The organism is Terribacillus saccharophilus, assembly GCF_000725365.1.
GTDB lineage: Bacteria > Bacillota > Bacilli > Bacillales > Amphibacillaceae > Terribacillus > Terribacillus saccharophilus.
In genome coordinates, this window is sequence record NZ_CP008876.1 from 3,064,045 (window position 1) to 3,089,562 (window position 25,518).

Consider the following 25,518-nt stretch of genomic DNA (forward strand, 5'->3'; position numbering starts at 1 on the left):
TGATTTGTCATTATAGATACAATAGTGCTAGATTGTACCACCAAAATTCTACAAATTTTGCTATACTAAAAGCAACTAAGATGAAAAAGGTTGATTGCGATGCGGGAACACGAAGCTAGTCGGAACGAAATGGCTGAGTCTACTTTGAAGTTCGGTCAAATGAAAATAGAACGGATCAAACCGGACAGTGTCTGGACAAAGATCGAAACGTGCAAGCTGACGACTTTGACGGCTCCCTCTGGCTATGGCAAGACAACAATGCTCCAGGAATGGGCAGCACAGACTGAGTTGGACGTAGGCTGGATAAGCCTTGAGGAAGAAGACATCCAGCGTGTCGCTTTTTGGAAGAAGGCAATTTTACATATGCCCGGTCTGCCCGAGCAGGAACGGAAAAATCTATTGGATATTATCCAGTCGGCTTCCTATTCGCCAACACATTTTATTGCGACATGGTGTGCTTATTTGCGTGAGTATTCTGTGACAGGTGTACTGATCATCGATGATTTTCATTTGATGACCAATTCGAATGAACTGCATGAATTGTCATCACTATTAGAAGAGATGCCAGACACTTTCCACATCATTGTTTCAGGTCAGGTATTTCCAGGTCTTTCTACGAAACGGCTGATCCGGCAGCGTCAAGTATTGCAGATCACAAAGCGGGATCTTATCTTCACAGAGGAAGAGATTGAATCTTATATCCTAAAACATTTACATAAAGAGCCGACAGAGGCTGATGTACAAAATATTGTGCAGCAAACGCAAGGTTGGGCAGCCGGTCTTCAGCTTATCCACATGTATGAGCAGTTCCGGGAGGACTATTCTGAACTTCAGTTTTCCAATGTAGTAGTTGCAAGACAACTAATTCAGGAGATTGTCCAAGGTCTTCCTGACAATGAGAAGAACTATCTGCTCTGCACTTCTATTTTGAATACGATGCACGTTCGCTTATGCGACTATATCGTAGGTACAAGACGTGGCCGAGTAATCATGCGGCGGCTACGAACGCAAGGATTGCTTATAGAAAATAAGGAAGAGCCTGGCTGGTTTGCCTATAATAAGCACTTCCGTACCTATTTGAAAGAAATGCTTGATATGCAGGCCACAGATATTAACACTCTATATATTCGGGCTAGCAATTGGTACGAAAACGAGCAGATGCTGCTCATGGCTATTCAATATGCTTGGAAGGCCAATGACTTGGATAGAGTGAAACAGCTTCTAGTTAGGGAGGCTCCTCGCCTTCTGCATGAAGGGCGTGTCGACCAGTTGCAGGAGTGGATTGGTAAACTGCCGCGGAAGTTTATTTACCAGCTGGAGCTAGGTATTATTTATGGATGGGTTAAATGCCTGCGCTTTCAGCCAGAGCTTGCCCAGCGGCATGCCTATATGATGGAAGAACAGCTGCTGCGCCGAGAACTGCAGCTTTCTGAAGAAGAAGAAAAAAAGCATTTTGCTGATTTGTATACATTGAAAAGTTTTATCTCTCTGTTAGAGGATGATGCGAAGAGTACGCTCGATCATGCGAGCAAGGCATTGATATACAATGAAAATTCCAGCAGATACTTTTCCCATTCAGTCGACTATAATCGTCATGATGCCACTATTCTTCATTCTCCTATGGGTGGAGGCGGGGATTTACGTGCGGTTCAGCGCGTATACGATGCTCTGGCCCATACCGTTACAAATGAATCTATGTTCAGTGGCTATTATCACTTGACGATGGCAGAGCTTGCATATGAATGGGGCATGGCCAGCAAAGTGAAAAAACACCTAGAACAAGCATTAACTATTGCTGATTTGTTTGGACTGCCTGGTCTGCTTGTTCCGGTATATATTCTGAAAGCGCGACATGAAATGGAGCAGCAGGGCGATGCTCAAACAGCCAAAGCCACGCTTCATGCGCTGAAGGATATGCTGATAAGAAGTAATACTTCAGCAGATTGGTTCAAAAAAGCAGAAGCAGCTAGAACTCGTATTGCGATACATCAAGGAGATACAAAGCGAATTAAAAATTGGTTGTCTCTATTCGTCCTTCAAGAGCCAGCAATGCAGCAGAAAAGTCTATTCGAATACATAACCCTAGTGTGGTCTTACGCAACGCTGGGTGACGTAGAATTGGCGCAGAATTATATTAAAAAGCTGCTGCCGCTCGTGAAATTTGGACACCGTATAAGTGCTGAAATCGAATTATATGTCATCCAAGCGGTGCTTCTGTATCAAACTGATCGTGAACAAGCATTGCTTTCTATGAAAGATGCGCTGCGTCTCAGCGCCGATCATAAATATTTGCGCACCTTTTGGAAGAACGGTGAGACAGTACGCGATATGTTGAATGAATTGATAGAAACATCAGAAGTACCGAAGAAGCATCAGAAGTACGTCGAACAGATTCTAGCGTACTGGTCAGAAGGAACAACAGAGCAAAAACTGCAGAACAAGCTGACAACCCGCGAGCTGCAGCTTATCTATCATCTTCAGCTTGGCAAACGGAATAACGAGATAGCAGAAGATCTGGATTTATCGCTCGGTACGGTAAAAGTATATTTCCACCGAATCTATGAAAAGCTTGGTGTGAAAAACCGCAAGCAGGCGAAGGAATTAGCAGCTGGTCTTGATTTTTCCGACATATTGTAAAGAAGCAAATGATTTTGCAGAATGGTGCTGAATAGTGGAAGTAATTGTAGTAGAATGGAAGAAATGGAAATGCGGGAAGGAGGCAGCACTGTGCTGCAAGCTGTGCATCATATAGCAATCATTTGCTCGGATTATACAGAATCTAAGCGATTTTATACAGAGATATTAGGCTTACAAATAATACGAGAAGTATATCGGGAAGAACGAGATTCTTATAAGCTAGATCTTGCTCTTGGAGATACATATGTTATTGAATTGTTTTCCTTCCCAAATCCGCCGGCACGACCAAGCTATCCAGAAGCTGCTGGGCTGCGGCATCTTGCTTTTACAGTAGATAATGTCGAAAAGGAAGTAGCTCGACTGCAAGAAATGGGTGTAAAGACGGAACCTGTTCGGATTGATCCTTTCACAGAGAAAGCATTCACCTTCTTCCAGGATCCCGACGGATTGCCAATTGAACTGTATGAAGAGGAGGCCGCCAAGAAGTGAAGAAGGAGACAGTGCTAATTGGTTCTTTCATCGTTTTCCTTGCTATTGCAGTCTCTGCTTTCTTCTATATACAAAACAAATCTGTAACAAGCAGTTCCTTGAAGGCAAATGAGCAAAAAGAGCAGTCTTATGTTGCTAAAGCGAAACTGACAGAAGAGCCGAAAGAAGTAAAAATCGAACATATAGACGGCGAGTTCGCCCTCCAGAAGGAAATGATCACAGTGGAGGAAGAAGAAGCAGTTGAATTGGAAACTGAAACCGAGGAAGAAGTTCTGACGACGGAAGAACCAGTCGTTACAGAAGATGACTCAGAGGTCGGCTTTAGCTCTGATTCTGTTTATCAAGCACCTAGCTCAAGCTACACTGCACCAGCAAGCAGTTCTTCTGGCAGCAGTTCATCTAGTTTCAGTGGAAGCAGCAGTTCGGGCAGCTACAGCGGAGGAACTTCTGGAGGAAGTTCTTCCAATAATAATGGTTCTTCTAATGAGTCGGATAATAAGCCTGCGAAAAATACGAAGCCGGTACCATCTAAAGAGGATAAACCATCAGCAGAGAAACCGACAACAAAACCGAAGCCTCCTGTAAAAGAGGAGCCGGAAGAGGTTGTAGAGCCAACGCCAGAGAAAGAACCAGAACCGGAAACGCCTACTGAAGATACTGATGAAATGGAAGAAATCGAAGCAGTAGGATAATACAAGACAGTCGCACAAAATGTGCGGCTTTTCTTTTAGGGACAATGTTACGAGAGCTTCAGTTTGGGTAATATTGAGAGAAAGGCTTTCGACGTGGGGGGATTTGTTATGAAGACAAAGTACTATGCCATTATTGATATAGGGTCAAATACGATGCGCCTTGTCGTATATTTACGTGACAAGAGCGGCAGAATTAAAGAAAAAGAGAATGTGAAGGTTGTCGCGCGATTGCGCAATTATTTAACAACAGATGGTGTTCTGGATGAAAAGGGGATTCAGACATTGGTTAAAACGCTTCACAGTTTCCAGGAAGTAACGCGCTTTTATGAGCTGGAATCAACGACATGTGTAGCAACGGCAACTGTTCGGCATGCGAAGAATCAGCAGGAAATACTAGAGCTGGTAGATAAAGAAACTGACTTTACTATTAGGGTTCTATCAGACTATGAAGAAGCGTATCTCGGCTATTTGGCTGTGTCGAACAGCACGCCTTTCCAGGATGGAATTACTGTTGATATCGGCGGTGGCAGCACCGAGGTGACGTATTTCGAGAATCGTAAGCTGCGATTCTACCACAGTTTCCCATTTGGAGCGCTATCGCTGAAGCGGCAATTTGTTGCAGAAGAAAAGCCGACAGAGGAAGAACTGGAGCAAATCCATACGTTTGTATGTGAGCAGCTGCAGACACTGGATTGGCTGCCGGACAAACAGCTGCCGATCATAGCTATTGGCGGCAGTGCACGGAATGTTGTCCAGATACATCAAGAAAAAGTTGGCTATCCATTAGCTGGACTACATCAATATAAAATGAAGAAGCAAGATATCGAAGACATGGAAGCAGAGCTTGCTCCGCTCAGTTTTTCAGAGCTGCAGAAGGTGGATGGTCTCTCAAAGGATAGAGCAGATATCATCCTGCCAGCGATTCAAGTATTCCGCTGTTTGCTTGATATTGTAGGAACAACAGATTTTGTCCTCAGCCGGAAAGGATTGCGGGACGGATTGTTGTATGAAGTGCTGCATCGCCGTAATGAGATGACATTATTCACAGATGTGCAGGAACGCAGCTTCGAGGAGCTGGCAAAGGATTTTGAGATTGATCGTACGCAAGCATTGCAGCGCCAGAGTACAGCTGTACTGCTGGCGAAGCTAGTGGAGAAAAAAGGTCTAGTGGAATTGAATGACCATGATACGTTCCTCGTGAAGTATGCTGCTTATGTTTATAATGTTGGAGCTTATATCGATACTGAATCTGGAAATCAGCATACGTTCTATCTGCTGGCGAACCGGACGATCGATGGATTGCTGCATAAAGATCGAATCATACTAGCGCTACTTGCTTCCTTTAAGAATAAATCATTTTATAATCGCAACGCAGAAGTGTTCCAATCTTGGTTCAAGGAAGAGGAGCTTGCGCATTACCGGTTGCTTGGAGCAATTATCAAACTAGCAAACAGTTTGCATACGACAAAGCGGAACATTGTAGCTGACATTGAGTTGCGAGAGGACGGAGACGACTTGCTGCTCACTGTAATATGTAACAAAGACTGGCGTGCAGAGTGGTACCAAGTGGAAAAGCAGAAAAAACATCTGGAAAAACAGCTGCGTCGGAATGTGGAGCTAGTTTTCCGGGAAGATTCCCATTCCCATATAAGTTAAAATTTACAATAACTTCATAATCTCTCTTTTTGCTGACTGATATACTAGAAGTGAAGAATACTGTCGAAAAGTGGTGCATGGAAATTGAGAACTGAGGAACAGCTGCGGGTCGAATTGAATAACCCGAAAAATTATAATAACCGAGAGTTGAGCTGGCTTGCTTTTAATGAACGAGTGCTAGAGGAAGCGCTTGATGAGCGCAACCCTTTGTTGGAAAGGCTAAAGTTCCTGTCGATTTTCAGTTCCAATCTGGATGAGTTTTTCATGGTGCGTGTGGCTGGTTTGAAGGATCAGGTGAAAGCCGGGTTCAACCGGCCAGAAAACAAAGCCGGTATGACGCCCAAACAGCAGCTCCAAAAAATTGGAGCAAAGGCGCATCGTCTTGTAGAGATGCAGAACAGTTTATTTCGGGATGTCATCATACCAGAGTTGAAGGAAGAGAAAGTAGAGTTATTGAATATGGAGCAGCTGTCGAGTGCCCAGCTGCTTCGTTTGGAAACATATTTTGAAGAAGAGATATTCCCTGTACTTACACCGATGGCAGTGGATGCTTATCGTCCATTTCCAATGCTCTTGAACAAGAGTCTGAATCTGGCTGTATCTTTGCTGGACGAGCATGAGCTTGATGAAAATGCTCAGCAGAAGACAGCAATCGTGCAAGTACCGGCTGTTCTTGACCGTTTTATCCAGCTAGAGGACACAAAGGAAGATGAACTCCATTTCGTTCTGCTGGAAGACATTATCAGTCATTATATTCATAAATTATTCCGCGGCTATCAGATTAAGTCTGTCACTGTCTTCCGGATAACACGCAATGCTGATATGACCATCCATGAAGAAGGCGCACGTGATTTATTGAAGGAAATTGAGAAAGAACTGAAGAAACGTAAATGGGGAGCAGCTATTCGGCTGGAAATTCCCAAACAAGAATATGACTACAAAATGATCACCTTCCTGACGGAGACATTGGATATTCACCGGAAGGATGTTTATGAAATCGATGGGCCGATCGATATGACGAGAATGATGCAGTTCTATAAGCTTGTTGCAGCAAAACGAGAGCATCTCATTTATGAAACGCTCATCCCGCAGCCGCCTGCTGAAATCGGGACAGATGAAGATTTATTCAATGCCATCAATGATCGAGATATCTTCCTGCACCATCCGTATGAATCATTCGAGCCTATTGTTGATTTCGTTTCAAAAGCAGCAGATGATCCCGATGTGCTGGCGATTAAGCAAACGCTTTACCGTGTGAGTGGTGATTCACCTATTATTGATGCGTTAAAGCGAGCAGCAGAAAAAGGGAAACAGGTTACCGTGCTGTTCGAGTTGAAAGCGCGCTTTGATGAGGAGAATAATGTGCAGTGGGCAAAGGAACTGGAAAAGTCCGGCTGTCACGTTATCTATGGTATGACACATCTGAAGACGCATAGCAAGATAACACTTGTCGTGCGGAAAAGACATAATCGAATCGAACGCTTTGTTCATCTTGGCACAGGAAACTATAATGACCAGACGGCCAAGCTGTATACGGATATGGGGCTGTTCACCTCCAAGCGGAAGTTCGGGATTGATGCGACTAACTTCTTTAATTATCTAAGCGGCTATACAGAGAAGCCGACTTTTCATCATTTGTCGGTAGCTCCGTTTGATATCCGTTCTGATATCATCTCCATGATAGATGAAGAGATTCGCTTACATAAGCGTCATGGTAATGGGCGAATCATTATGAAAATGAACTCAATTACTGATAAGCCTATTATTCAGAAACTATATGAAGCCTCTATTGCTGGGGTTCAAACAGATTTAATCATCCGAGGTATCTGCTGTCTGCGTCCTGGGATTAAGGGTGTTAGCGAGAATATACGTGTACGTAGTATTGTCGGCAGATATTTGGAGCATACGCGAATCTATTATTTCCATCATAATGGAGAGGAAAAGATACAGCTTTCCTCGGCTGATATGATGACAAGGAATATGGAGAAGCGGGTTGAAATACTTTTCCCGATTTTCGACGGACCTATCAAGCGACGGATCCGCGGAATACTCGATGTCATGCTGCGAGATAACAGCAAAGCAAGAGAACAGGATGAAAACGGCGTTTATCATTATGTGACGCGTGGCGATAAAGAAGAATTGGTGGATAGTCAGCTCATTCTATTTAATGAAGCTTATCAAGTAATGGATGACGAGGAATAAGAATAGGATGCATTAGCGTCCTATTTTTTTTGCCTTTCGACAGAAACTGCTGGGAATTATTGCTATAATGGATTCTAGCAATCTTAAACTGGGAATTCATTCTAGCAGAGGAGTGGAAGGCAGTGAAGGCATTTTTCATAACTTTATTATGTATTTGTGTACTTGCGATAGTTGGTACTGGAATCTACTTCTTCCTATCACAGGAAGAAAATGATACCGCCAGCGGGAAAGAGAATGAGGCACCACAGCAAGAACAAACGCCTGCTGAAATGCCGGAAGAGAAAGAACTGAAACCGGTAGAAAAAGGAGAAGGAGCGTCTCAGCTGGAAGAACTAACTGGCGATACGAAGGATTTCCTTTCTACGTTCACATATGAGGTCTATGATGAACAAATAGCTTACCAGAACGAAGAACTAGTGAAACAGATAATTAGTGACCAGCATGCCTATTTGAATGATTTGACCGGCTGGGGACACATCGATAATGTTGACATCGAATATCTGGCTCAATCAGATGAATGGCAGCAGCTGCAGAAGGATGTCGAAAGGCTTCGAACAGAAGGCTTCGCCCCATCAGAAGCTGTGAACGATATGTGGAACGCCGAAGCATTCATGCGAATTGCAACAGACAGCGCAGATTTGAACAGCTTGCGTTATGTGCATCGGATTTTCCATGACATGGACGCAGAAATCAATGGAGCAGAAGTGGATAAAATCTGGGGTGCAACGCGAGCGTTTGGTGCTGAAGCAGAGACGCAGGAGTTGTATGCGTATATTAAGGGATGATAAGAGACTAATTAAAGAAGCATAAGATACTAGAAACTCTAACCTAAATAACCAAGCTGCTAAACAAATGGTAGCTTGGTTATTTTATATTAAATAAGAGCTAATTAAGAAGGGTATTTATACTCACATATTTCAAGTCGCTTATTGTCGAATATAAACTCTTGTCGAAATCTATTCCACAAACTATTATTAAGTTCGTTACATAAATGATAATGAAATTTGGAGAAGCCGGATCCGAGAGAACTATAAAGAAGAATGAGCAAAAAAGGCGGCGAACTAAGGTGGATGACGATAAGAGATATAGAGTATATAACGATATTGAGAGATGTATAAAAGACATTAATGAGAAACATATAAAGCATATTGCGATTAATGAAGTCTTTTATGGGGCAGAAGATATTTCATTTTTGGGGAAGTGTCCACTCGTAGAGGATGTTCTTATTTACTCCGAGAAAGTAGTGAATCTCGACGTGTTGTATGAAATGCCTAATTTAAGATCATTAACTATATCACCTGAGATTCCAAAAGATGGCCTTGATTTATCAAGGTTAAACTTAGAATCATATCGTGGAGATTGGTCTAAAAGAATAAGAGGGCTGGAGCAAGCAACTAGTATCAAAATTTTGCATCTTACACAATATAAAGAGAAAGATCTAAATAAATTAAGTTCGCTGACTTCGTTAGTCAAATTGCATTTAACACAAGGTACGCTTATTAGCTTAGAAGGCATAGAACATTTTACCAATTTGCAAGAATTAGAGTTATATGGTCTTCGGAAATTAGAAACTTTAGGACTAAGTAAGAAAAATGCAAACTTAGTCAAGTTGGATATTGAATCATGTAAAAAAATACATGATTTAGAAAAGATAGCGGAGCTAGGAAAACTGGAGAATTTGAATTTAACACATTTAGGTGAAATAAGAGATGTTAAATTTGTTAGGAATTTAAAGCATCTACGACACTTTACATTTCTCGATACAATTGTGTTAGATGGTGATTTATATCCTTGTGAAAACATAAGATATGTACAATTCTTAAATCGAAGGCATTACACCCATAGTAATGATGATTTTAGTCGGCGTGTTATAAAGCATAAAGGCGGATCTCTAGAAAATAATCAAATTTAAAGAGGAGTTTCTTATGAAAAAAAAGGTGCAGCTTGGTGATGTATATTCTTCCACACTTCCAAACGGAATGTACGGGGCGGTCAGAGTAGTGAATATGGTTAATGAGGGGAAGTATATGAGTTACTTAGTCTATACAACTACCTACATGAAAGAAAACAAACCTACTATTGAAGATACCGAACTACTAGAGATATTTACAGAGAACAGTGCAATTTATGGTAAGCAACCTGCATTAGACTGGTTGGATAAGGAACCTTCTAAATCAGTTGAGTATGTAGGAAATATTCCCTTAAATGAAGATGAAATGAAACTCGAAAGTTCGAGTTATGGTGGCAATTTTGATGTAGGTTGTGCAACACCTATATACTGGGATTGGGTAAGAAATAATAATATTGACATTGAACAAGAAGAGACTAAGGTGAATGCAGGAGTAAACGAAAATCTTCCAAGTGAAAGAGAATATGTTAGTAGAGATGAAGAATTTTTCTGGTCTATGATAAGTAAAATGGACTGGAAACAGGGCGATGAATGGGATATTGCTGATAGTTTAGTGGATCACTTGGCTAAAAAATCCAAGGGAAAAATTAAAGTCTTTGAAGAAACACTGGCATATTTGTTGTACCAATTAGACACGAAGCAACACGCAGAACAGATTGGTGAACATAGCTACAAGACAGATAATGACTTTTTTTCAGAGGATCTATTCTTATATGCCAGATGCTACGTTGTAGCAAAAGGAAAGAATGTTTTCCAAAGGGTTCTGCAAAACCCTTTAGAAATGCCAAAAGATAAAGAGTTCGAAGCTCTGCTTAGCATAGCGGAGGAGGCCTATGAACAAAAAGCGGATCTGTCATTCGATTATGTATCAGAATACGATTACGAAACATATTCAAATGATAAAGGATGGGCCTGATTTAAAGGTTGGAATAATGATTTAAAAACTGAGGATAATCGATTTCTTTCTAAAACTGAGAGTGTGATGCAGAAAATAAGCATCATTCTTTTATCGATATGCTGAGTATCAATATGGCGTAATAATAGTATAGTTCAAATTTAATATTACAGATACGAGGAGAAATACAAATGAACTTAGAGATAGATTCACAAAGAAGATACCAGCAATTTCTATCTAGGACTATTCAAACAAATGAAGTCTGGGGTTTAGTTAATAAAGACGGATGGTGTGTTTGCCCTTCTAACGATTTCTTAGATACGGATGTTATGCTCTTTTGGTCTGATAGAGCATATGCCAATCAGTGTGCTATAGAGGAATGGAGTAATTATACACCCCAAGAAATCCCTTTGACAGAGTTTATAGACCAATGGTTAACAGGAATGAATGAAGATGGACTCATGGTAGGTCTTAATTGGAACGTACAATTAATTGGTCTAGAATTAGAGCCATTAAAAGTTAAGGCTGACTTTGAATTAAAATTATAGTGGAATGCTCGTTCTCTAAAACATGAAAAGCAGCAGTTATATCACTGCTGCTTTTTTAACTTCTTATAAATCCATTCTTTGTCTGAAGAATGTCTTATGATTTTATCTATAATTCTGAATGAAATATCTGATTAAGACACGTGAGTACGTTTGTCGTTAGTCATTAGCCTGGATCAGTATTGATTCGAAAATAGAAAGGACTATAGTTATGAATCTAAAAAAGCTCTCTATTATACTTAACTATTTAGATGGTGGAGGAGAAATTGTAGTTTTTGACTATGATTTCCTCCAAAAGTCTTTAAAACTAGTTGTGAAAGTATTCGAGGATAATGTAGAACAAGTTTTTAGCATAATTTTTAAAAATATATCCTCTTTATATATTAACAATGGTCCAGGAGAAAGTAGATTAGATTTTGACCTAGTATCTGATGTTAGATTCTGGGAATTGTCTTCCATCGGATATATTAAAGAAGGTGTAGGTCAGAGCTTATATTCATCTAATGGTTTATTCGATGACTATGGATCGAATGCAAACTTTTTTTTAGAAATACATAATACATTGATATTACTTGAATCACATTTATTGGAAATTAATGAAGAGCAGTATATAATACCTTATCTAGATTTACAAAAAGGAAAGCAGTAGTAAAATCTACTTGACTAAAGAGGAGTTTCTTATGAAAAAAAGGTACAGATTGGTGATTTATATTGTTTCGTACTTCCAAACGGAATGTACGGGGCTGTCAGAGTAGTGAACATGGGTGATGAGGGAAAGTATATGAGTTACTTAGTCTATCCGACCCTACATGAAAGAAATTAAACCTACTATTGTGGATACGGAAGATGAACGGTGACATTTACGAAAATGAATCTGCATTAGGCCAGACATTTATGCAAAGTAATACAATTGATATAGAAATACTTATGCACAGATAGGAAGCTTAGTATGAATTCAAAGTTATATATACCATGTGCGTTTAGAGCAGAGACGGAAACGCAGGAGCTGTATGCATATATTAAGGGATGATAAGCGAAGCAGAAGGATAATTATATCCTTTTGCTTTTTTTCTTTAAGGTAAATGTCTTGGTAAACGGGAAAACATGACGTTATAACTAAATGTAAGCGTTGAATAAGGAATATTTTATTGAAATTGATACATAAAAGTTATGTTATTTTCGAATATATTTTATAGTCGGCAAGACACTTAATATAGAGCTGATTCACTTTAATAAAGGGCTTTCAAAAGAATGCATTACTAAAGTTGGGGTATTTTGCTTGAAAAGCAGGACAAAAAGCGTATAATATTACCATATACTAGAAAGCGGGTGTAAGTATCAAGTTTTTCCATAAACTCGTATGCAAAATGCGAGGGCGGCATAAGATCGACACAATTACTGATTCTTGTAAGTGTGGTTACGTAAGAAGTTATCGACAAGAGCAACATGAGATGAAGGATTTCTACCTTAAAGCCCGTTAAGTCAACTTATAATTAAACAATATAACCCCTTCCTTAATTGGGAGGGTTATTTTAATCTGTAATTGTAGTTGTGAAATATATATCTTCACACAGTATCCGAAATGAGAGTGGTTTCCCAATCTCGTGGGATGACAAGATTCGAATTCTGACTTTCATGCAAAAGGAAGTAAAAGATCAATTCAACAATATATTTGAACAGATAGGGAGTATATAATGAATTCGACATATTACTTAAAACAGCCTGAAGATTTTTACGAGGAAAAAAGAAAACTTAGTAATCTAATAGATCTAAAAAAACAATTACCAGAAAACATGTATCCAAACCAGTATGATAATTTCTTTTTTTCGGAATTTAACATGTGGGGAAGTTCTTCATTTTGGAGTGTTCTTCGAAATCTAGCAAAACATTACGGAGACACTCATGTTCTAACAGCTATAATAGACCCACACCCTGAAGATTATTTTTATGCTCATTTCAATCATTACAACTGGGCTAATATACCATTAAGAGTAAGTGAAGATGAGTATTTTGATATTATCACTCGTGATCCATTAGATAGTCCTGCGGACGCTATAATGTACAACTCATATAAGTTAATTTGGACATCAGAATCACATAATTGGTTGATGTATGGGGATAGGGATTTGAACTTAATAGTTACTGGTGTTATAGGAGAGAATGAATATTTATTGAGTAGGGAGAATTTCTATCAGAAATCCGATCTATCTGTGTTCCAGGGAATTGTAGATAAAGAACTATTGAACAATATATCTTTTAGTTTCAGATAGTATAGTGTGCTAACGGTATTCCTCTTTTTCATATTTAAGTTAATGTTGATACAAAACTTTAGATGCATTCTTACTAAATTGAATATACTGATTCTTGTAAATGTGATTACGTAAGAAGTTATCGACAAGAGCAATATGAGATGAAGGATTTCTACCTTAAAGCCTGCTAAACCAACCATATAATTAAATAATGTAAATAACCCTTCCTTTATGGAAGGGTTATTTTAATCCATTTATCTTACTCTAGTAAAACCATCTTTATAAATATCATGCAGTATCCGAATCAGCCGTCTCCGTCAGGAATCTCAAACCTGCCAAGTATTTGCGTCCACGTTTTTGCACCCATTGGACGCGGACATCACTTTCGCGAAAGCTGTTGTGATCAGTGTGCAGACGCAGTACTTGACCTGGTTTAATTGGTTTTCTCAATTCGACTTGGCAGCCGCTCAGACTGTAATCGACTAGAGTCGTTTCTACTTTACCTTTATCCGCAAAATAAAGGACGCCTGGTACCGAGATAGTTTCCCTGATGCTTTGTCGCTCAGATTGTTTCGGTTCGGCTTTTGTTTGACGGAAGAAGCGGGATGTTGCATTCAATAAGGTTGAATTTACATATTCCCGGCTGGAATAAATGTCTGGTGCATCAACGAACAGGATTTTAACAAGGGCACGATACTGTTCTTGTGTGACATCCTCAAAAGATACACCGGCATAGTAGCTCTTTCCTTGCTGGGACACCCAATGTTTGTGGAGCTTCAAGCCTTGGAGCGGACCTGACGATAGTGTCAGTGCGTTTCCTGCTGACAGCAGGTGAGCAGCTTTCGTATCAAGTAGTTCCAAACGGGCGCCATATTCGCTCAAATCGATAATTCGTATCGGGTGTTTCCTTTCGTTCATACTGTCTTGCAGTTCTGCTTCCAGCGTCACGTCAAAGCGCTCCGCTTCTCGGAAGCGCGGTCGCTCCACCGAGATAATCAAAGCCATGACGAGTGCAACTGCATTGTACAGCACCCAGAAAATATTGATATAAAGCATATCGACACTATTGTAAATCTGAATTGGTGTAAACAGATCAATAGCTATCATGATCATGCTGATAATGCTCATCGCGAGTAGAATCACATATGGTGTGCTTGTCCGCCATAGGAAATGACGGCGATTATTTAATATTCCTTTACGAGTAACGTTGAATTTAATCGATCTCCGGAAGAAAAGTTCCGTAAGTACTGATACAGCCATGTAAGGGGCAAGTGCCACTTCATAAATATGACTCCAAATCGTCGTACGTTTGTTATCTGCCATCCGGCGAAACGCGAGCTGTGATGATAGGAACGCTGGCAGCCAGAACATCACTAGCGTTGTGAAGTCAGTCTGCAGACTATAGATGGAGAATAGCAGGAACAACAATGGAGCCAGCAAATACACCATCTTATAAATCCCAAAGAACCAGTAATGAATGCCGTCCATATACAACAAACGCTGCATGAAGCTAAGACCTTTGATTGTGAGCGGATTCCATTTTCGGATGACCTGGATATTTCCTCGACACCAGCGGTCGCGCTGCTTCAGCAGATCGGCATATGTCTCAGGGGACAATCCAACAGCTAATGTTTCATTAACGAAAACGGTTTTTTGGCCATTTGTTTGAAGAAGCATACCTGTTGCCATGTCTTCGGTAATGACGCCTGTTGCGAATCCGCCGATTTCTTCTAATGCACTGCGGCGGAACAAGGCATTACTTCCGACATACATTGTCGCATTGAAGCGATCCTTACCTTCTTCTAAACGGCGCATGAAGAAGTCTTGTTCATTCGTAATATTATCTTCGAAGAAAAGATTGTACTGAAATGCATCTGCATTGTAAAACACTTGAGGTGCTTGAATGAATGATACTTTTTCGTCGGTAAAGTAGCCCAGCGTGCGCTCAAGGAAATTAGCGCGCGGCACCATGTCTGCATCCATCGTAACGATGATTTCGCCGTCTGTTTTTGTCATGGCGTGGTTCAGGTTTCCAGCTTTTTGGTGTTTGTTGTCAGGACGATCAAGATAATACGCGCCCATAGATTCAGTCATCTTCCTGATGTCTGCTCGTCTGCCGTCATCACAGACATAAATTTTGAGCTTGTCTTTTGGATAAGTCATCATCTGACTCGCAGCGATTGTCCGTTTTAAAAGATCAGCAGGTTCATTATAGGTGGCAATATACACATCCACAGTCGGCAGCTCTTGGAATTCCGAAAGCGGAATTGTTTTCCGTTGGAACGGTTTCCAGGAAAGAATAGTAAAGACAATGGATTGTAAATAACCTGCCCATTCGGTAACAAGCAGCAGAATACCGAGTATTAGACTGAGTATCCCTACTGTTGGCAATGTGAATGCAGTCCGCCAAATCAAATAAACGAGGTTGATGCCCAAAAAGGCGGCCAGCAGCAAATATTTAGCAGCTAAATGTTTCCGAGCTAAACCATAAAGAACGAGCAGAACGGCTGTGGAAGCGACTAGCCAAATGATTTCTGAAGTTTGCACGATGTATCACTTCCTTGCTTAGAATAATAGTTTTCGTTTCAGTGTGTTATAGGCCTTCTTCGGCTGCCCGTTTTCATCAAAAAGCAGCGGTTTGCCATTAGCTGATTCCTGCTCGGTAACCCAGCTATGATTATCGGATATGCCCCAAACAGTGAACTGTCCGCAGGCTGGTGTATCCAAACAAACTTCCATTACGTCTCCGTATCGGTCAGCTTGGACGTTTTTTGCATCCCCATTGTTAAGATTCTGCAGCTTCACGTCCATTTCTGTAACAGCAATATCAAAGCCTGCATCTTCTACACGGGTGAACCATTCCTGGATGCTATCCTTTGAAAAGCGAGGATCAGCAGCATCTACATGTGTTTGCATGCCAATACCGTCAATTGGAATGCCATCTTCCTTCCAATTGCTGAGTGCTTCCAGCATCGCTTCTGATTTGGTATTAGACATTTCATTACCAAAGTCATTGTAATAAAGCTTAGCATCTGGATTGGCTTCATGAGCCCACTGGAAGGCGAGGGGGATATAGTCTGGTCCGATCGTGCGGAGCCAAATCGTATCCCGTAAGGTGCCATCATCATTCCACGCTTCGTTCACGACATCAAATGTGTCGATGCTGCCCTGATAATGGGTGACAATCTCCTGGATATGAGTTTTGAGCACTTGTTCTGCTGAATCACGATCCACGATTTGTTGGGATACCCATGCTGGCAACGCCTCTCCCCAAACGAGTACATGCCCTCGTAGTTTGATGTCATGCTCTTTTGCCATTTGCACCATCTCATCGACTTTTACAAAATTGAAGGATCCTTGCTCTGGCTGCATCGCATCCATTTTCATTTCGTTCTCGATCGTCCAGCTGGAGAATTCTGTGGTGGCGAGTCTTTGATATGTATCATCCTCCAGCAGCGCATCATAGCGAATCGAGGATCCAATTAGCAAATCATCGTTTTCGGCAAGTTTGCGCAGCGTCTGTTTTTCCATTAGATATCCTCCTATGCTAATTCCCAGAATGAGGATTGCTCCTCCGATCCAAATCCATTTACGCTTTTTCACAAGAAGGCCTCCAGTATTTATATAGTAATTATCGGATGGGATCGGCAATTATGTACCTTTTTCCAAAAGTACCCTATTGTAAACCAGCCGACCCTAAAATGTAACTTTCCTCACATGACTATTTTTGTGTATTTTACACAAAAACTCGAAAATTGTTTGTCTTTTCTGCATATTGAAAGCCCTTCAATAGATTTCTACAATAAAGGTATAGCACATGTGCAAGTGGATTGGGAGGTGTCACAGTTGGAAGCTTTATCTCGCAATTTTTTCTTGTATTTATCAAAGAATCAACCGTTGAACAAACTGGCTAATTTATATGGCATTAAAATGGTCAAAGGAAAAATCGTCGGAGGTGTATCCTTCGATCAAGCAGTTCCATTCATCCAGCAATTGAATCAAACGGGGATGAGTGTGACCGTGGATCATCTTGGCGAATACGTTGCTGATCCTCAAACAGCTGTTGAACGAGCTGGGGAAGTAGTTGCAGCTCTTGAGTTGATTAAGTCTTCGAATCTGGATGCACAAGTATCCTTGAAATTGACGTCATTGGGACTTGATATCAGTGAAGAACTTGTCCGTTTGAATCTTCGTCGTATCCTGACGGCTGCTGATCGTCTGGGTGTGATGGTGACAATCGATATGGAAGATTCGGAACGCTGTCAAAAGACACTGGATTTGTTCCAAGAGCTGAAAGCCGAGTATCAGAATGTTAGTACCGTCATACAGGCGTATCTTTACCGCAGCAGTGATGATCTGGACAGACTGCAGCATATGCAGCCATTCATTCGCTTAGTAAAAGGGGCATATAAAGAACCGAAATCCGTCGCTTTCCCGGAAAAACGGGATGTAGATGTGAATTATCGCAAGCTGATTGCAAAGCAGCTGGACAGCGGCAGCTATACAGCGATTGCGACACATGATGATCGGATGGTGTCCTTTGCTAAACATTATGCCTTGGAAAAAGGAATAGGGAAAGACAAATTTGAGTTTCAAATGCTGTACGGCATGCGGCAGCAGCTGCAGCAGGATCTGGTCAAACAAGGCTATAAGGTTAGGATCTACCTGCCTTATGGTGATGATTGGTATGGCTATTTCATGCGCAGGCTGGCAGAGCGACCGGCGAATATAGCATTCGCATTTAAAGGCATGACCCAAAAATAAAGGAAAAGGAGCGATTGATCATGACGACACCTTATAAACATGAACCGTTCACCGATTTTACAGAGGAAAAAGAGCAGCAGGCTTTCCATAAAGCGCTGGAGCAGGTACAGAAGGTGATGGGAGAATCGTACCCGCTTGTGATTGACGGTGAAAAAGTGACGACTGATGAGAAAATCGTCTCTATCAATCCAGCGAATAAAGAAGAAGTAGTTGGCAAGGTTTCTAAAGCTTCTCAGGAGCATGCTGAACGTGCCATTGAAGCAGCAGCAACAGCTTTTGAAACATGGCGCTATACGAAGCCTGAGGAACGCGCTCATATTTTGATGCGTGCAGCAGCGATAGTTCGTCGCAAAAAGCATTATTTCTCAGCGCTTCTTGTTAAGGAAGCAGGCAAGCCATGGAAAGAAGCGGATGCGGATACAGCAGAAGCAATTGATTTCATGGAATATTATGCACGTCAGATGATAGAGCTTGCTCCTGGTAAAGCGGTCATGTCACGTGAAGGTGAAGCGAACCGCTACATTTACACAGCAACGGGCGTAACGGTTGTTATTTCACCATGGAACTTCTTGTTTGCAATCATGGCTGGAACGACTGTTGCACCATTAGTGACAGGTAACACGGTTGTTCTTAAACCGGCAAGTGCAACTCCTGTCATCGCGGCTCAGTTCGTTGAAGTGCTTGAGGAAGCTGGTGTTCCAAAAGGCGTTATTAACTTCGTACCAGGAAGCGGTGCAGAAGTAGGCGATTATCTTGTGGAGCATCCGAAAACAAGCATCATTACGTTCACTGGTTCCCGAGATGTCGGTACACGAATTTTCGAAAAAGCAGCCAAGGTACAGCCAGGTCAGCAGCATCTTAAACGCGTCATTGCAGAAATGGGCGGTAAGGATACAATTGTTGTTGATGAAGATGCTGATATCGAACTTGCAGCAGATAGTATCGCAGTTTCCGCATTCGGCTTTGCCGGACAAAAATGCTCGGCTGGCTCGCGTGCTGTTGTGCATGAGAAGGTATACGACGCTGTGCTTCAACGTGTAATTGAAATCACAGAATCCCGCATCACTGCAGCACCAGAAAGTGCAGATGTATATATGGGACCAGTTATTGATCAAGATTCTTTTGATAAGATTACCGAATATATCGAAGTCGGCAAAACAGAAGGTAAGCTCGTAAGCGGCGGTTCCAGTGATGACAGTAAAGGCTTCTTCATCCAGCCGACGATTTTCTCTGAACTGTCTCCGACATCCCGCATTATGCAGGAAGAAATCTTCGGACCAGTACTTGGCTTCTCTAAAGTATCCAGCTTCGAGGAAGCAATCGACGTTGCCAACAACACCGAGTACGGCCTAACTGGAGCAGTTATCACGAAAAACAGAGCCCACATCGAATACGCTAAAGAACGATTCCACGTCGGCAACCTGTACTTCAACCGCAACTGCACTGGCGCTATCGTAGGTTACCACCCATTCGGCGGCTTCAAAATGTCAGGGACCGACTCCAAAGCCGGAGGCCCGGATTATCTGCAGCTTCATATGTTGGCGAAGACTGTTAGTGAGATGTATTAAAGAAAAGCGGAGAAAGCCGTTTAGGAACGGAGAAGGAAGAGAGAAAGCCCGGAGTAAGGTGACTTTTCCTTACGCAGGGATTTATCACTTCCGGCGTAGTTCCTGGCTTTCGCAGCTAGACAACATCGAAAAGCGTAAAAGACCGTTTAGAAACGGAGGAATAAGTGAGGGAGCCCGGAGTAAGGCGTATTTTCCTTACGCAGGGATTCATCGCTTAAGCCGCAGTTTCTGGTCTTTGGAGCTAGACAAAACCGAAAAGCGGAAGAAACCGTTTAGAAAAGTAAGGATAAGCGAAAAAGCCCGGAGTAAGGTGAACTTTCCTTACGCAGGGATTTAGCGCTTATCCTCTAGTTTCTGGTTTCTGTAGCTGGACAGCGCCACTAAGTAAAAGATACTCGTCCATAAAACGAAGAAAAGCGTGCCCTCACAGGCACGCTTTTTATATATGGAGAAATAAAAAAGAAGGAAGATAGAGGAGAGGGGGATTAGCCGTCTAACTCTTCTTCGTTCTCTGGGTCACTCAATCTTGTTAGCCAGTCTCTGAACTCAGCATCATCTTTGCAATGAATTACTTTTGGTGTTTCTTCTAGTTTGTTAAACATGTTACATCTCTCCTTTTAGGTGTTTCAACCAGATTATACCCGATGCAGGATATATTGAAACCAATTTTACAGACTCTTCATCAATCTAACAAACACTTTGTAAAGTTATCTCCCGAACAATTTTTAGGATACAGACTTTACAAGCTGTTGAACATCATGTATGATTTAAATCGTAACAATTACGAATTGGGTTTGAGAGGTGTATCATGTCTAACACAACAAACAAAATTCCTGTCACGATTTTGACGGGATTTCTTGGAGCAGGAAAGACGACGTTATTGAACCGAATTCTTCGTGATGTACGAAGCAGTAATACGGCCGTTATCATCAATGAATTCGGTGAAACAGGGATCGATGGAAAGTTTATCGAGGAGACGAAGGAAGAGATAGTTGAAATAAATAATGGCTGTATTTGCTGCAATGTACGCGGTGATTTGATTAGAATACTCAAAGACATGCTCGTTCGTGCGCATAAAGAGGGAACCGAACTTCAGCGTGTGATCATTGAGACGACTGGTTTGGCAAATCCCGCGCCTGTTATTCAGACTTTCCTAATGGACGATGTTATGCGGTATTGGTTTGAACTGGATAGTGTGTGTACAGTCGTGGACGCTTTACATACCAACAGACAATTGGATGCTCATGCAGTAGCTAGGGAGCAAATTGCTTTTGCAGATAAAATTATCATAAATAAACAGGATCTTGTATCAGAAGAAGAGCTGAACCTGTTATCTACACGCATACAGGGCATGAATCCAGAAGCGGAACTTTTCTTCACTCAAAACAGTCAAGTTCCATTATTTAAACTGCTTGATGTATTCAGTTTTTCGCTGGATCAAAAATTAAGTGTTCGTCCTGATATGCTGGATCATCATCACCATCATCATGATGACATTCAAGCAATTGTGCTGAAGGATAAGCGGCAAATCGACTCGAAGCGCTTAGATATGTGGTTCTCTTATTTGGTTCAAGTAAAAGGAGAGAGCTTATTCCGCTATAAAGGAATTCTCCATGTGAAAGGGATGAGCAAGCGAGTGCTGTTCCAAGGCGTTCATATGTTGTTTGCAAGTACTGCTGATAGAGAGTGGAAGCAAGGAGAAGACAAGCAGAATGAACTTGTTTTTATAGGAAGAGAGCTGGATGAAGAAGAACTGCGGATAGGTTTTGCTTATTGTCTTGGTGATACTGACGATTTTCTTACAAAGGGCGCGTAAAGCTAAAAAAATTTCGTTATTTTTAAATCGTAACCATTACAATTAGGAGGGATAAAATGAAAAAGAAAATACCTGTAACAGTTTTAAGTGGGTACCTGGGAGCAGGGAAAACAACGCTGCTCAATCATATTCTGCACAATCGGGAAGGCTTGAAGGTTGCGGTCATTGTCAATGACATGAGCGAAATCAACATTGATGCTGGACTGGTAGAAAACGAAGGTACCTTATCACGAGTAGATGAACAGTTGGTTGAGATGTCGAATGGCTGTATTTGCTGCACACTGCGGGATGATCTGCTGGTTGAAGTGGAGAAGCTGGCGAAGAACGGCAGCTTTGATTATATCCTCATTGAATCAAGCGGAATTAGTGAGCCGGTACCAGTAGCACAGACGTTTACGTATATCGATGAGCAGCTGAATATTAATCTATCAGACTTTACTACTCTAGACACGATGGTGACGGTAGTAGATGCGAACCGGTTTTGGCATGACTTCGGTTCTGGCGAGAGTTTGCTGGATCGGCAGCAAGAGGTTGCTGAGAATGATGAACGAGAAATTGCCGACCTGTTGCTTGATCAGATTGAATTTTGTAATGTGCTGATTCTTAATAAATGTGATCTTGTGGAAGAAAAGGCTTTGCGTGAATTGAAGCATGTACTGCGGCTATTACAGCCGGAGGCAAAAATCATTGAAACGACACATGGAAAAGTGAATCCAAAGGAAATTCTGTCCACTCAATTGTTTGATTTTGAGAAAGTCAGCTCTTCAGCTGGATGGCTGAAGGAACTGGAGAATGGACCAGAACAGCATACACCTGAAACAGAAGAATATGGCATCGGTTCGTTCACATATGTCCGGCAGCATCCTTTTCATTCAGAACGCTTCATGCAGTTCGTTGAAACGATGCCGGAAAACATCATCCGCTCAAAAGGGATTACTTGGTGTGCGACGCGTAATCAATTTGCTTTGCTGCTTTCACAAGCTGGTCCGGCCGCGAATATCGAACCAGTATCCTATTGGGTTGCTTCCTTGGATGACGAACGACAGCAGTTTATCCGGAGAGAAAATCCATCCATCAATAAAGAGTGGCATCCCGAATATGGAGACAGAAAAACACAGCTTGTGTTCATCGGAACAGATTTAGATCAGCAAGCAATAACAAAGGAGCTGGACAGCTGCCTGCTGACAGAATCAGAGCTTGCAGGTGATTGGTCACAGCTGGCAGATCCATTTCGCTGGAACATCCAGACAGCACAATAATTAGGAGGAACTAATAATGGCAAAAAAATCCAAAATCGCAAAAGAGAAGAAAAGACAGGAAATGGTGTTGAAATACGCAGAGCTGAGAAGGGAACTGAAGGAAAAGGGAGATTACGAAGCATTACAGAAACTGCCTCGTGATTCTTCTCCAACACGATTGAAAAACCGCTGTGAAGTTACTGGACGTCCGCGCGGCTATATGCGGAAATTCGGCATGAGCCGGATTAAATTCCGTGAGTATGCTCACAAAGGGCAAGTACCTGGTGTGCGGAAAGCGAGCTGGTAAACGGTGGATCGAAGAATACCGGTAACCGTCTTGAGCGGTTACCTTGGAGCGGGTAAGACAACTCTTCTCAATCATCTGCTGGCCAATAAGCAGCAACTGAAAATTGGTGTGCTCGTGAATGATATGAGTGAAATTAACATTGATGCCCATTTAGTAGAGCAGGGCGGATTGAAGCGTACCGATGAGAAGTTAATCCAGCTAGAAAATGGCTGTATCTGCTGTACGCTCAGAGAAGACTTAATCATTGAAATCGACAAGCTGGCGGATTTGGATATCGATTATATTATAGTGGAATCCACTGGTATATCTGAGCCCATTCCAGTAGCTCAAAGCTTTACGTATCAAGAAGAAGTACTCGGAATTGATCTGTCTGCCAAATGTCGATTGGATACGATGGTGACAGTTGTTGATAGCGGAAGTTTTTGGCATGATTATCAATCAGGAGAGTCATTATTAGACCGTCAGCAGCAGGCAGTAGAAGAGGACGAACGGGAGATTTCTGATTTACTGCTCGACCAAATCGAATTTGCGGATGTAATTTTGCTTAATAAAGCAGATCAGCTGGATAAGGATGAACTGCAACAGCTGTACAGCTTGATGCATACACTGAACCCAGAAGCGGATATCCATCAAACGGAGTTTGGGAAAGTCGAACCTAATCTTGTCCTTGATACAAAAACATTTTCCTTTGAGAAAGCCAGCCAATCTGCAGGTTGGATCAAGGAGCTGAACAGTGAGCATGTACCAGAAACAGAGGAGTATGGAATCTCTTCTTTTGTCTATCGAAGACAACGGCCGTTCCACCCTGAGCGCTGGATGAAGTGGCTTGAGAAATGGCCAAGCAGTGTCGTACGGGCGAAGGGCTTTTTCTGGCTAGCATCTCGTCCGTATACAAGCGGTTTATTGTCCCAGGCGGGTCAGTCGCTGGCAATCGAGGCTGCGGGACCATGGATCAGCACGTATTCGCCGGAGGAGCAGGAAGTTATGCGAGCCGAGGACGAGGAACTAGCAGCAAGATGGCATCCTCTATATGGAGACAGAATGACGGAATTAGTGTTTATCGGGATAGGTTTAGCTAAAGAAATGATAATAAAAGATCTCGATGCGTGTTTGCTGACAGAAGATGAAATGCTGCTGGACAGTGAGACATTCTCTGATCCTCTTCCTACTTTTGCATAAGCAAACACTATGAATGCTCTCAAAGCTGTGAAAAATAAAAACACCTTCAAGGTTAAAAACGGATCATTTTTATCCGAAATAATACTTGAAGGTGTTTTTTCTGCTGATAAAAGAATACATCTGTAAAAAATGTTGCAGGAATGATTCATATGTAGAATAAAACATTTTCTTTTAAAGTTTAAAGTAATAGATATAAGGGAAAGCTTAGCTGAATTTATGCTATTTGTATGGTAAGCCGCACAATGCTTTTTATTAAACGAGAAAAGGGGAAAACGGTGTTGATTAAATTTCTTTCTATCACAACAGTTAGTATACTTTTGTTTCTAACGATGGCGAACACAGCACAAGCACAGGACCAAGAGAAAGGAATTACAATTGATATTTCAAGAAAATACTATTCCATTAAAACATTAAAAGCAATTGTTGACGAGATAAGCGCTAATGGAGGAGACTACTTGCAGCTGCATTTCTCAGATAATGAGAGCTATGCGATTGCCTCTGAATTCCTTGGTCAGAACAGTGAAAATCCTAATTCTGCTTACTTAACAAAAAAGGAACTTTTATCGCTTATAGCATACAGCAATGATAGAAATATAATGGTTATTCCTGATATTGATTTACCAGCGCATTCGAAAGGCTGGCTGAATATAATGAAAGAGAAAGATAGTGGATTATATACAGACATCGTAACGGATTATAGTGAAGATACACTGGATTATCACAATAATGCAGTTGCTCTGTATACAGCAAACCAGCTATTGGACGAAGTACTTGATTTATTTTATCAGCCCAAGTTCGCAGGAAAACAGAGGATCGTACTTGGCGGGGATGAAGTGCCGGGGAGTGGAGCACATCAGACGGATTTTATCCGATTTATGAATCAAATTGCCAAAACGGCTAAAGCCAGCAATTATGAACCGCAGATGTGGAATGACAGCATTACACCAGAAGGAATTCAAAATTTGGATAGAAGCTTCTCTATCCTTTATTGGAAGCAAAGCACACTCTCAAACGGAGCGCAGAGTTTAGATGTACAAGACTTTGAAGAAAATGGTCTGTCGGTATATAACTATAATGCGTATTCTTTATATTTCCTGCCATCAACTCGGTTTACACAAGAAGATATAACAGAACAGATTGACTATATGAAATGGGCTTACGCATATAATAAGTTTTTCTACATTTCAGATTACTACAAACAAGTGGATACACCTAACGTGAAAGGATCAAGTTTAGTTTTTTGGGGAGAACACGCCAATGACTTAAGTCAAGAGAGATTGCTGAAACAGGAGAAGCCTTTAATACAAAATTTTCTTGGCTTATAAGATGCTATCTCTGCGTACATATAAAAAATCCCCTCAAGTCGTGAGGG

20 protein-coding genes are annotated in these 25,518 nt (G+C 41.5%); 18 read left to right on the forward strand and 2 right to left on the reverse strand.

What is annotated here, in order from left to right; genetic code table 11:
* Window positions 1–99 precede the first annotated feature (99 nt).
* The 11 genes from GZ22_RS15240 to GZ22_RS15290 all read left to right on the forward strand — a co-directional run bounded on the left by GZ22_RS15240 (window position 100) and on the right by GZ22_RS15290 (window position 13,295).
* A complete protein-coding gene (locus GZ22_RS15240; protein WP_038564294.1) occupies window positions 100–2,637 on the forward strand; it encodes a winged helix-turn-helix domain-containing protein in 2,538 nt (845 codons plus the stop codon).
* A gap of 90 nt (window positions 2,638–2,727) precedes the next feature.
* Window positions 2,728–3,126 (forward strand): SMU1112c/YaeR family gloxylase I-like metalloprotein, encoded by a 399-nt coding sequence (gene gloA2, locus GZ22_RS15245; RefSeq protein ID WP_245609680.1) that lies wholly within the window; start codon window positions 2,728–2,730, stop codon window positions 3,124–3,126.
* Window positions 3,123–3,818: a hypothetical protein gene (locus GZ22_RS15250; RefSeq protein WP_038564297.1), complete on the forward strand. Its 696-nt coding sequence runs from the start codon at window positions 3,123–3,125 to the stop codon at window positions 3,816–3,818. Before gloA2 ends, GZ22_RS15250 begins: the two co-directional genes overlap by 4 nt.
* 108 nt (window positions 3,819–3,926) lie before the next feature.
* Entirely contained in the window at window positions 3,927–5,474 is a 1,548-nt protein-coding gene (gene ppx / locus GZ22_RS15255) for an exopolyphosphatase (RefSeq protein WP_038564300.1), read from the forward strand.
* Between the two features lie 84 nt (window positions 5,475–5,558).
* Window positions 5,559–7,676 carry an RNA degradosome polyphosphate kinase gene (locus tag GZ22_RS15260; protein WP_051748344.1) on the forward strand — a complete coding sequence of 706 codons (2,118 nt, stop codon included), beginning with the start codon at window positions 5,559–5,561 and terminating at the stop codon, window positions 7,674–7,676.
* A gap of 122 nt (window positions 7,677–7,798) precedes the next feature.
* Window positions 7,799–8,461, forward strand: coding sequence for a hypothetical protein (locus GZ22_RS15265; RefSeq protein WP_038564302.1), 663 nt, complete (start codon window positions 7,799–7,801; stop codon window positions 8,459–8,461).
* Between the two features lie 281 nt (window positions 8,462–8,742).
* Window positions 8,743–9,588, forward strand: coding sequence for a leucine-rich repeat domain-containing protein (locus tag GZ22_RS15270; RefSeq protein WP_038564305.1), 846 nt, complete (start codon window positions 8,743–8,745; stop codon window positions 9,586–9,588).
* A gap of 13 nt (window positions 9,589–9,601) precedes the next feature.
* On the forward strand, window positions 9,602–10,501 hold the full coding sequence (locus GZ22_RS15275; protein WP_245609681.1) for a DUF4240 domain-containing protein: 900 nt from the start codon (window positions 9,602–9,604) through the stop codon (window positions 10,499–10,501).
* 170 nt (window positions 10,502–10,671) lie between these two features.
* Window positions 10,672–11,028 (forward strand): DUF2750 domain-containing protein, encoded by a 357-nt coding sequence (locus tag GZ22_RS15280; RefSeq protein ID WP_245609682.1) that lies wholly within the window; start codon window positions 10,672–10,674, stop codon window positions 11,026–11,028.
* 208 nt (window positions 11,029–11,236) lie between these two features.
* On the forward strand, window positions 11,237–11,674 hold the full coding sequence (locus tag GZ22_RS15285; protein ID WP_038564310.1) for a YxiG family protein: 438 nt from the start codon (window positions 11,237–11,239) through the stop codon (window positions 11,672–11,674).
* Window positions 11,675–12,719: 1,045 nt separating this feature from the next.
* Window positions 12,720–13,295, forward strand: coding sequence for a hypothetical protein (locus GZ22_RS15290; RefSeq protein WP_038564313.1), 576 nt, complete (start codon window positions 12,720–12,722; stop codon window positions 13,293–13,295).
* Window positions 13,296–13,562: 267 nt separating this feature from the next.
* Here GZ22_RS15290 and GZ22_RS15295 read toward each other — a convergent pair whose 3' ends face one another.
* Together GZ22_RS15295 and GZ22_RS15300 are read right to left on the reverse strand one after the other, a co-directional pair.
* Window positions 13,563–15,821, reverse strand: coding sequence for a glycosyltransferase family 2 protein (locus tag GZ22_RS15295; protein WP_051748349.1), 2,259 nt, complete (start codon window positions 15,819–15,821; stop codon window positions 13,563–13,565).
* An 18-nt stretch (window positions 15,822–15,839) separates the two neighbouring features.
* Complete coding sequence (locus GZ22_RS15300) at window positions 15,840–16,805, reverse strand: endo-1,4-beta-xylanase (RefSeq protein WP_123921913.1); 966 nt, start codon at window positions 16,803–16,805, stop codon at window positions 15,840–15,842.
* Between the two features lie 315 nt (window positions 16,806–17,120).
* On the opposite strand from GZ22_RS15300, the gene GZ22_RS15305 reads away from it, so the two are divergent.
* The 7 genes from GZ22_RS15305 (at window position 17,121) to GZ22_RS15340 (ending at window position 25,471) form a co-directional block, all read left to right on the forward strand.
* Window positions 17,121–18,038, forward strand: a complete 918-nt coding sequence (locus GZ22_RS15305) for a proline dehydrogenase family protein (RefSeq protein ID WP_038564315.1) — start codon at window positions 17,121–17,123, stop codon at window positions 18,036–18,038.
* Window positions 18,039–18,058: 20 nt separating this feature from the next.
* Window positions 18,059–19,606, forward strand: a complete 1,548-nt coding sequence (gene pruA / locus GZ22_RS15310) for an L-glutamate gamma-semialdehyde dehydrogenase (protein ID WP_038564318.1) — start codon at window positions 18,059–18,061, stop codon at window positions 19,604–19,606.
* A gap of 808 nt (window positions 19,607–20,414) precedes the next feature.
* The gene (locus tag GZ22_RS15320; RefSeq protein WP_084160766.1) at window positions 20,415–21,422 is read left to right on the forward strand and encodes a CobW family GTP-binding protein; all 1,008 of its coding nucleotides are present in this window, start codon (window positions 20,415–20,417) and stop codon (window positions 21,420–21,422) included.
* 56 nt (window positions 21,423–21,478) lie between these two features.
* On the forward strand, window positions 21,479–22,681 hold the full coding sequence (locus GZ22_RS15325; RefSeq protein ID WP_038564323.1) for a GTP-binding protein: 1,203 nt from the start codon (window positions 21,479–21,481) through the stop codon (window positions 22,679–22,681).
* A gap of 16 nt (window positions 22,682–22,697) precedes the next feature.
* Window positions 22,698–22,967, forward strand: coding sequence for a 30S ribosomal protein S14 (gene rpsN, locus GZ22_RS15330; protein WP_038564326.1), 270 nt, complete (start codon window positions 22,698–22,700; stop codon window positions 22,965–22,967).
* Window positions 22,968–22,970: 3 nt separating this feature from the next.
* Complete coding sequence (locus GZ22_RS15335; protein ID WP_038564329.1) at window positions 22,971–24,146, forward strand: GTP-binding protein; 1,176 nt, start codon at window positions 22,971–22,973, stop codon at window positions 24,144–24,146.
* Window positions 24,147–24,424: 278 nt separating this feature from the next.
* Window positions 24,425–25,471 carry a family 20 glycosylhydrolase gene (locus GZ22_RS15340; RefSeq protein ID WP_051748353.1) on the forward strand — a complete coding sequence of 349 codons (1,047 nt, stop codon included), beginning with the start codon at window positions 24,425–24,427 and terminating at the stop codon, window positions 25,469–25,471.
* Window positions 25,472–25,518 lie beyond the last annotated feature (47 nt).

Coding starts and splice junctions, on each gene's coding strand:
- GZ22_RS15275 (WP_245609681.1), top strand. CDS start 9,602: ATGAAAAAAAAGGTGCAGCTTGGTGATGTATATTCTTCCACACTTCCA.
- GZ22_RS15300 (WP_123921913.1), bottom strand. CDS start 16,805: ATGGAAAAACAGACGCTGCGCAAACTTGCCGAAAACGATGATTTGCTA.
- GZ22_RS15325 (WP_038564323.1), top strand. CDS start 21,479: ATGAAAAAGAAAATACCTGTAACAGTTTTAAGTGGGTACCTGGGAGCA.
- ppx (WP_038564300.1), top strand. CDS start 3,927: ATGAAGACAAAGTACTATGCCATTATTGATATAGGGTCAAATACGATG.
- GZ22_RS15320 (WP_084160766.1), top strand. CDS start 20,415: ATGTCTAACACAACAAACAAAATTCCTGTCACGATTTTGACGGGATTT.
- GZ22_RS15240 (WP_038564294.1), top strand. CDS start 100: ATGCGGGAACACGAAGCTAGTCGGAACGAAATGGCTGAGTCTACTTTG.
- GZ22_RS15290 (WP_038564313.1), top strand. CDS start 12,720: ATGAATTCGACATATTACTTAAAACAGCCTGAAGATTTTTACGAGGAA.
- GZ22_RS15280 (WP_245609682.1), top strand. CDS start 10,672: ATGAACTTAGAGATAGATTCACAAAGAAGATACCAGCAATTTCTATCT.
- rpsN (WP_038564326.1), top strand. CDS start 22,698: ATGGCAAAAAAATCCAAAATCGCAAAAGAGAAGAAAAGACAGGAAATG.
- GZ22_RS15285 (WP_038564310.1), top strand. CDS start 11,237: ATGAATCTAAAAAAGCTCTCTATTATACTTAACTATTTAGATGGTGGA.
- pruA (WP_038564318.1), top strand. CDS start 18,059: ATGACGACACCTTATAAACATGAACCGTTCACCGATTTTACAGAGGAA.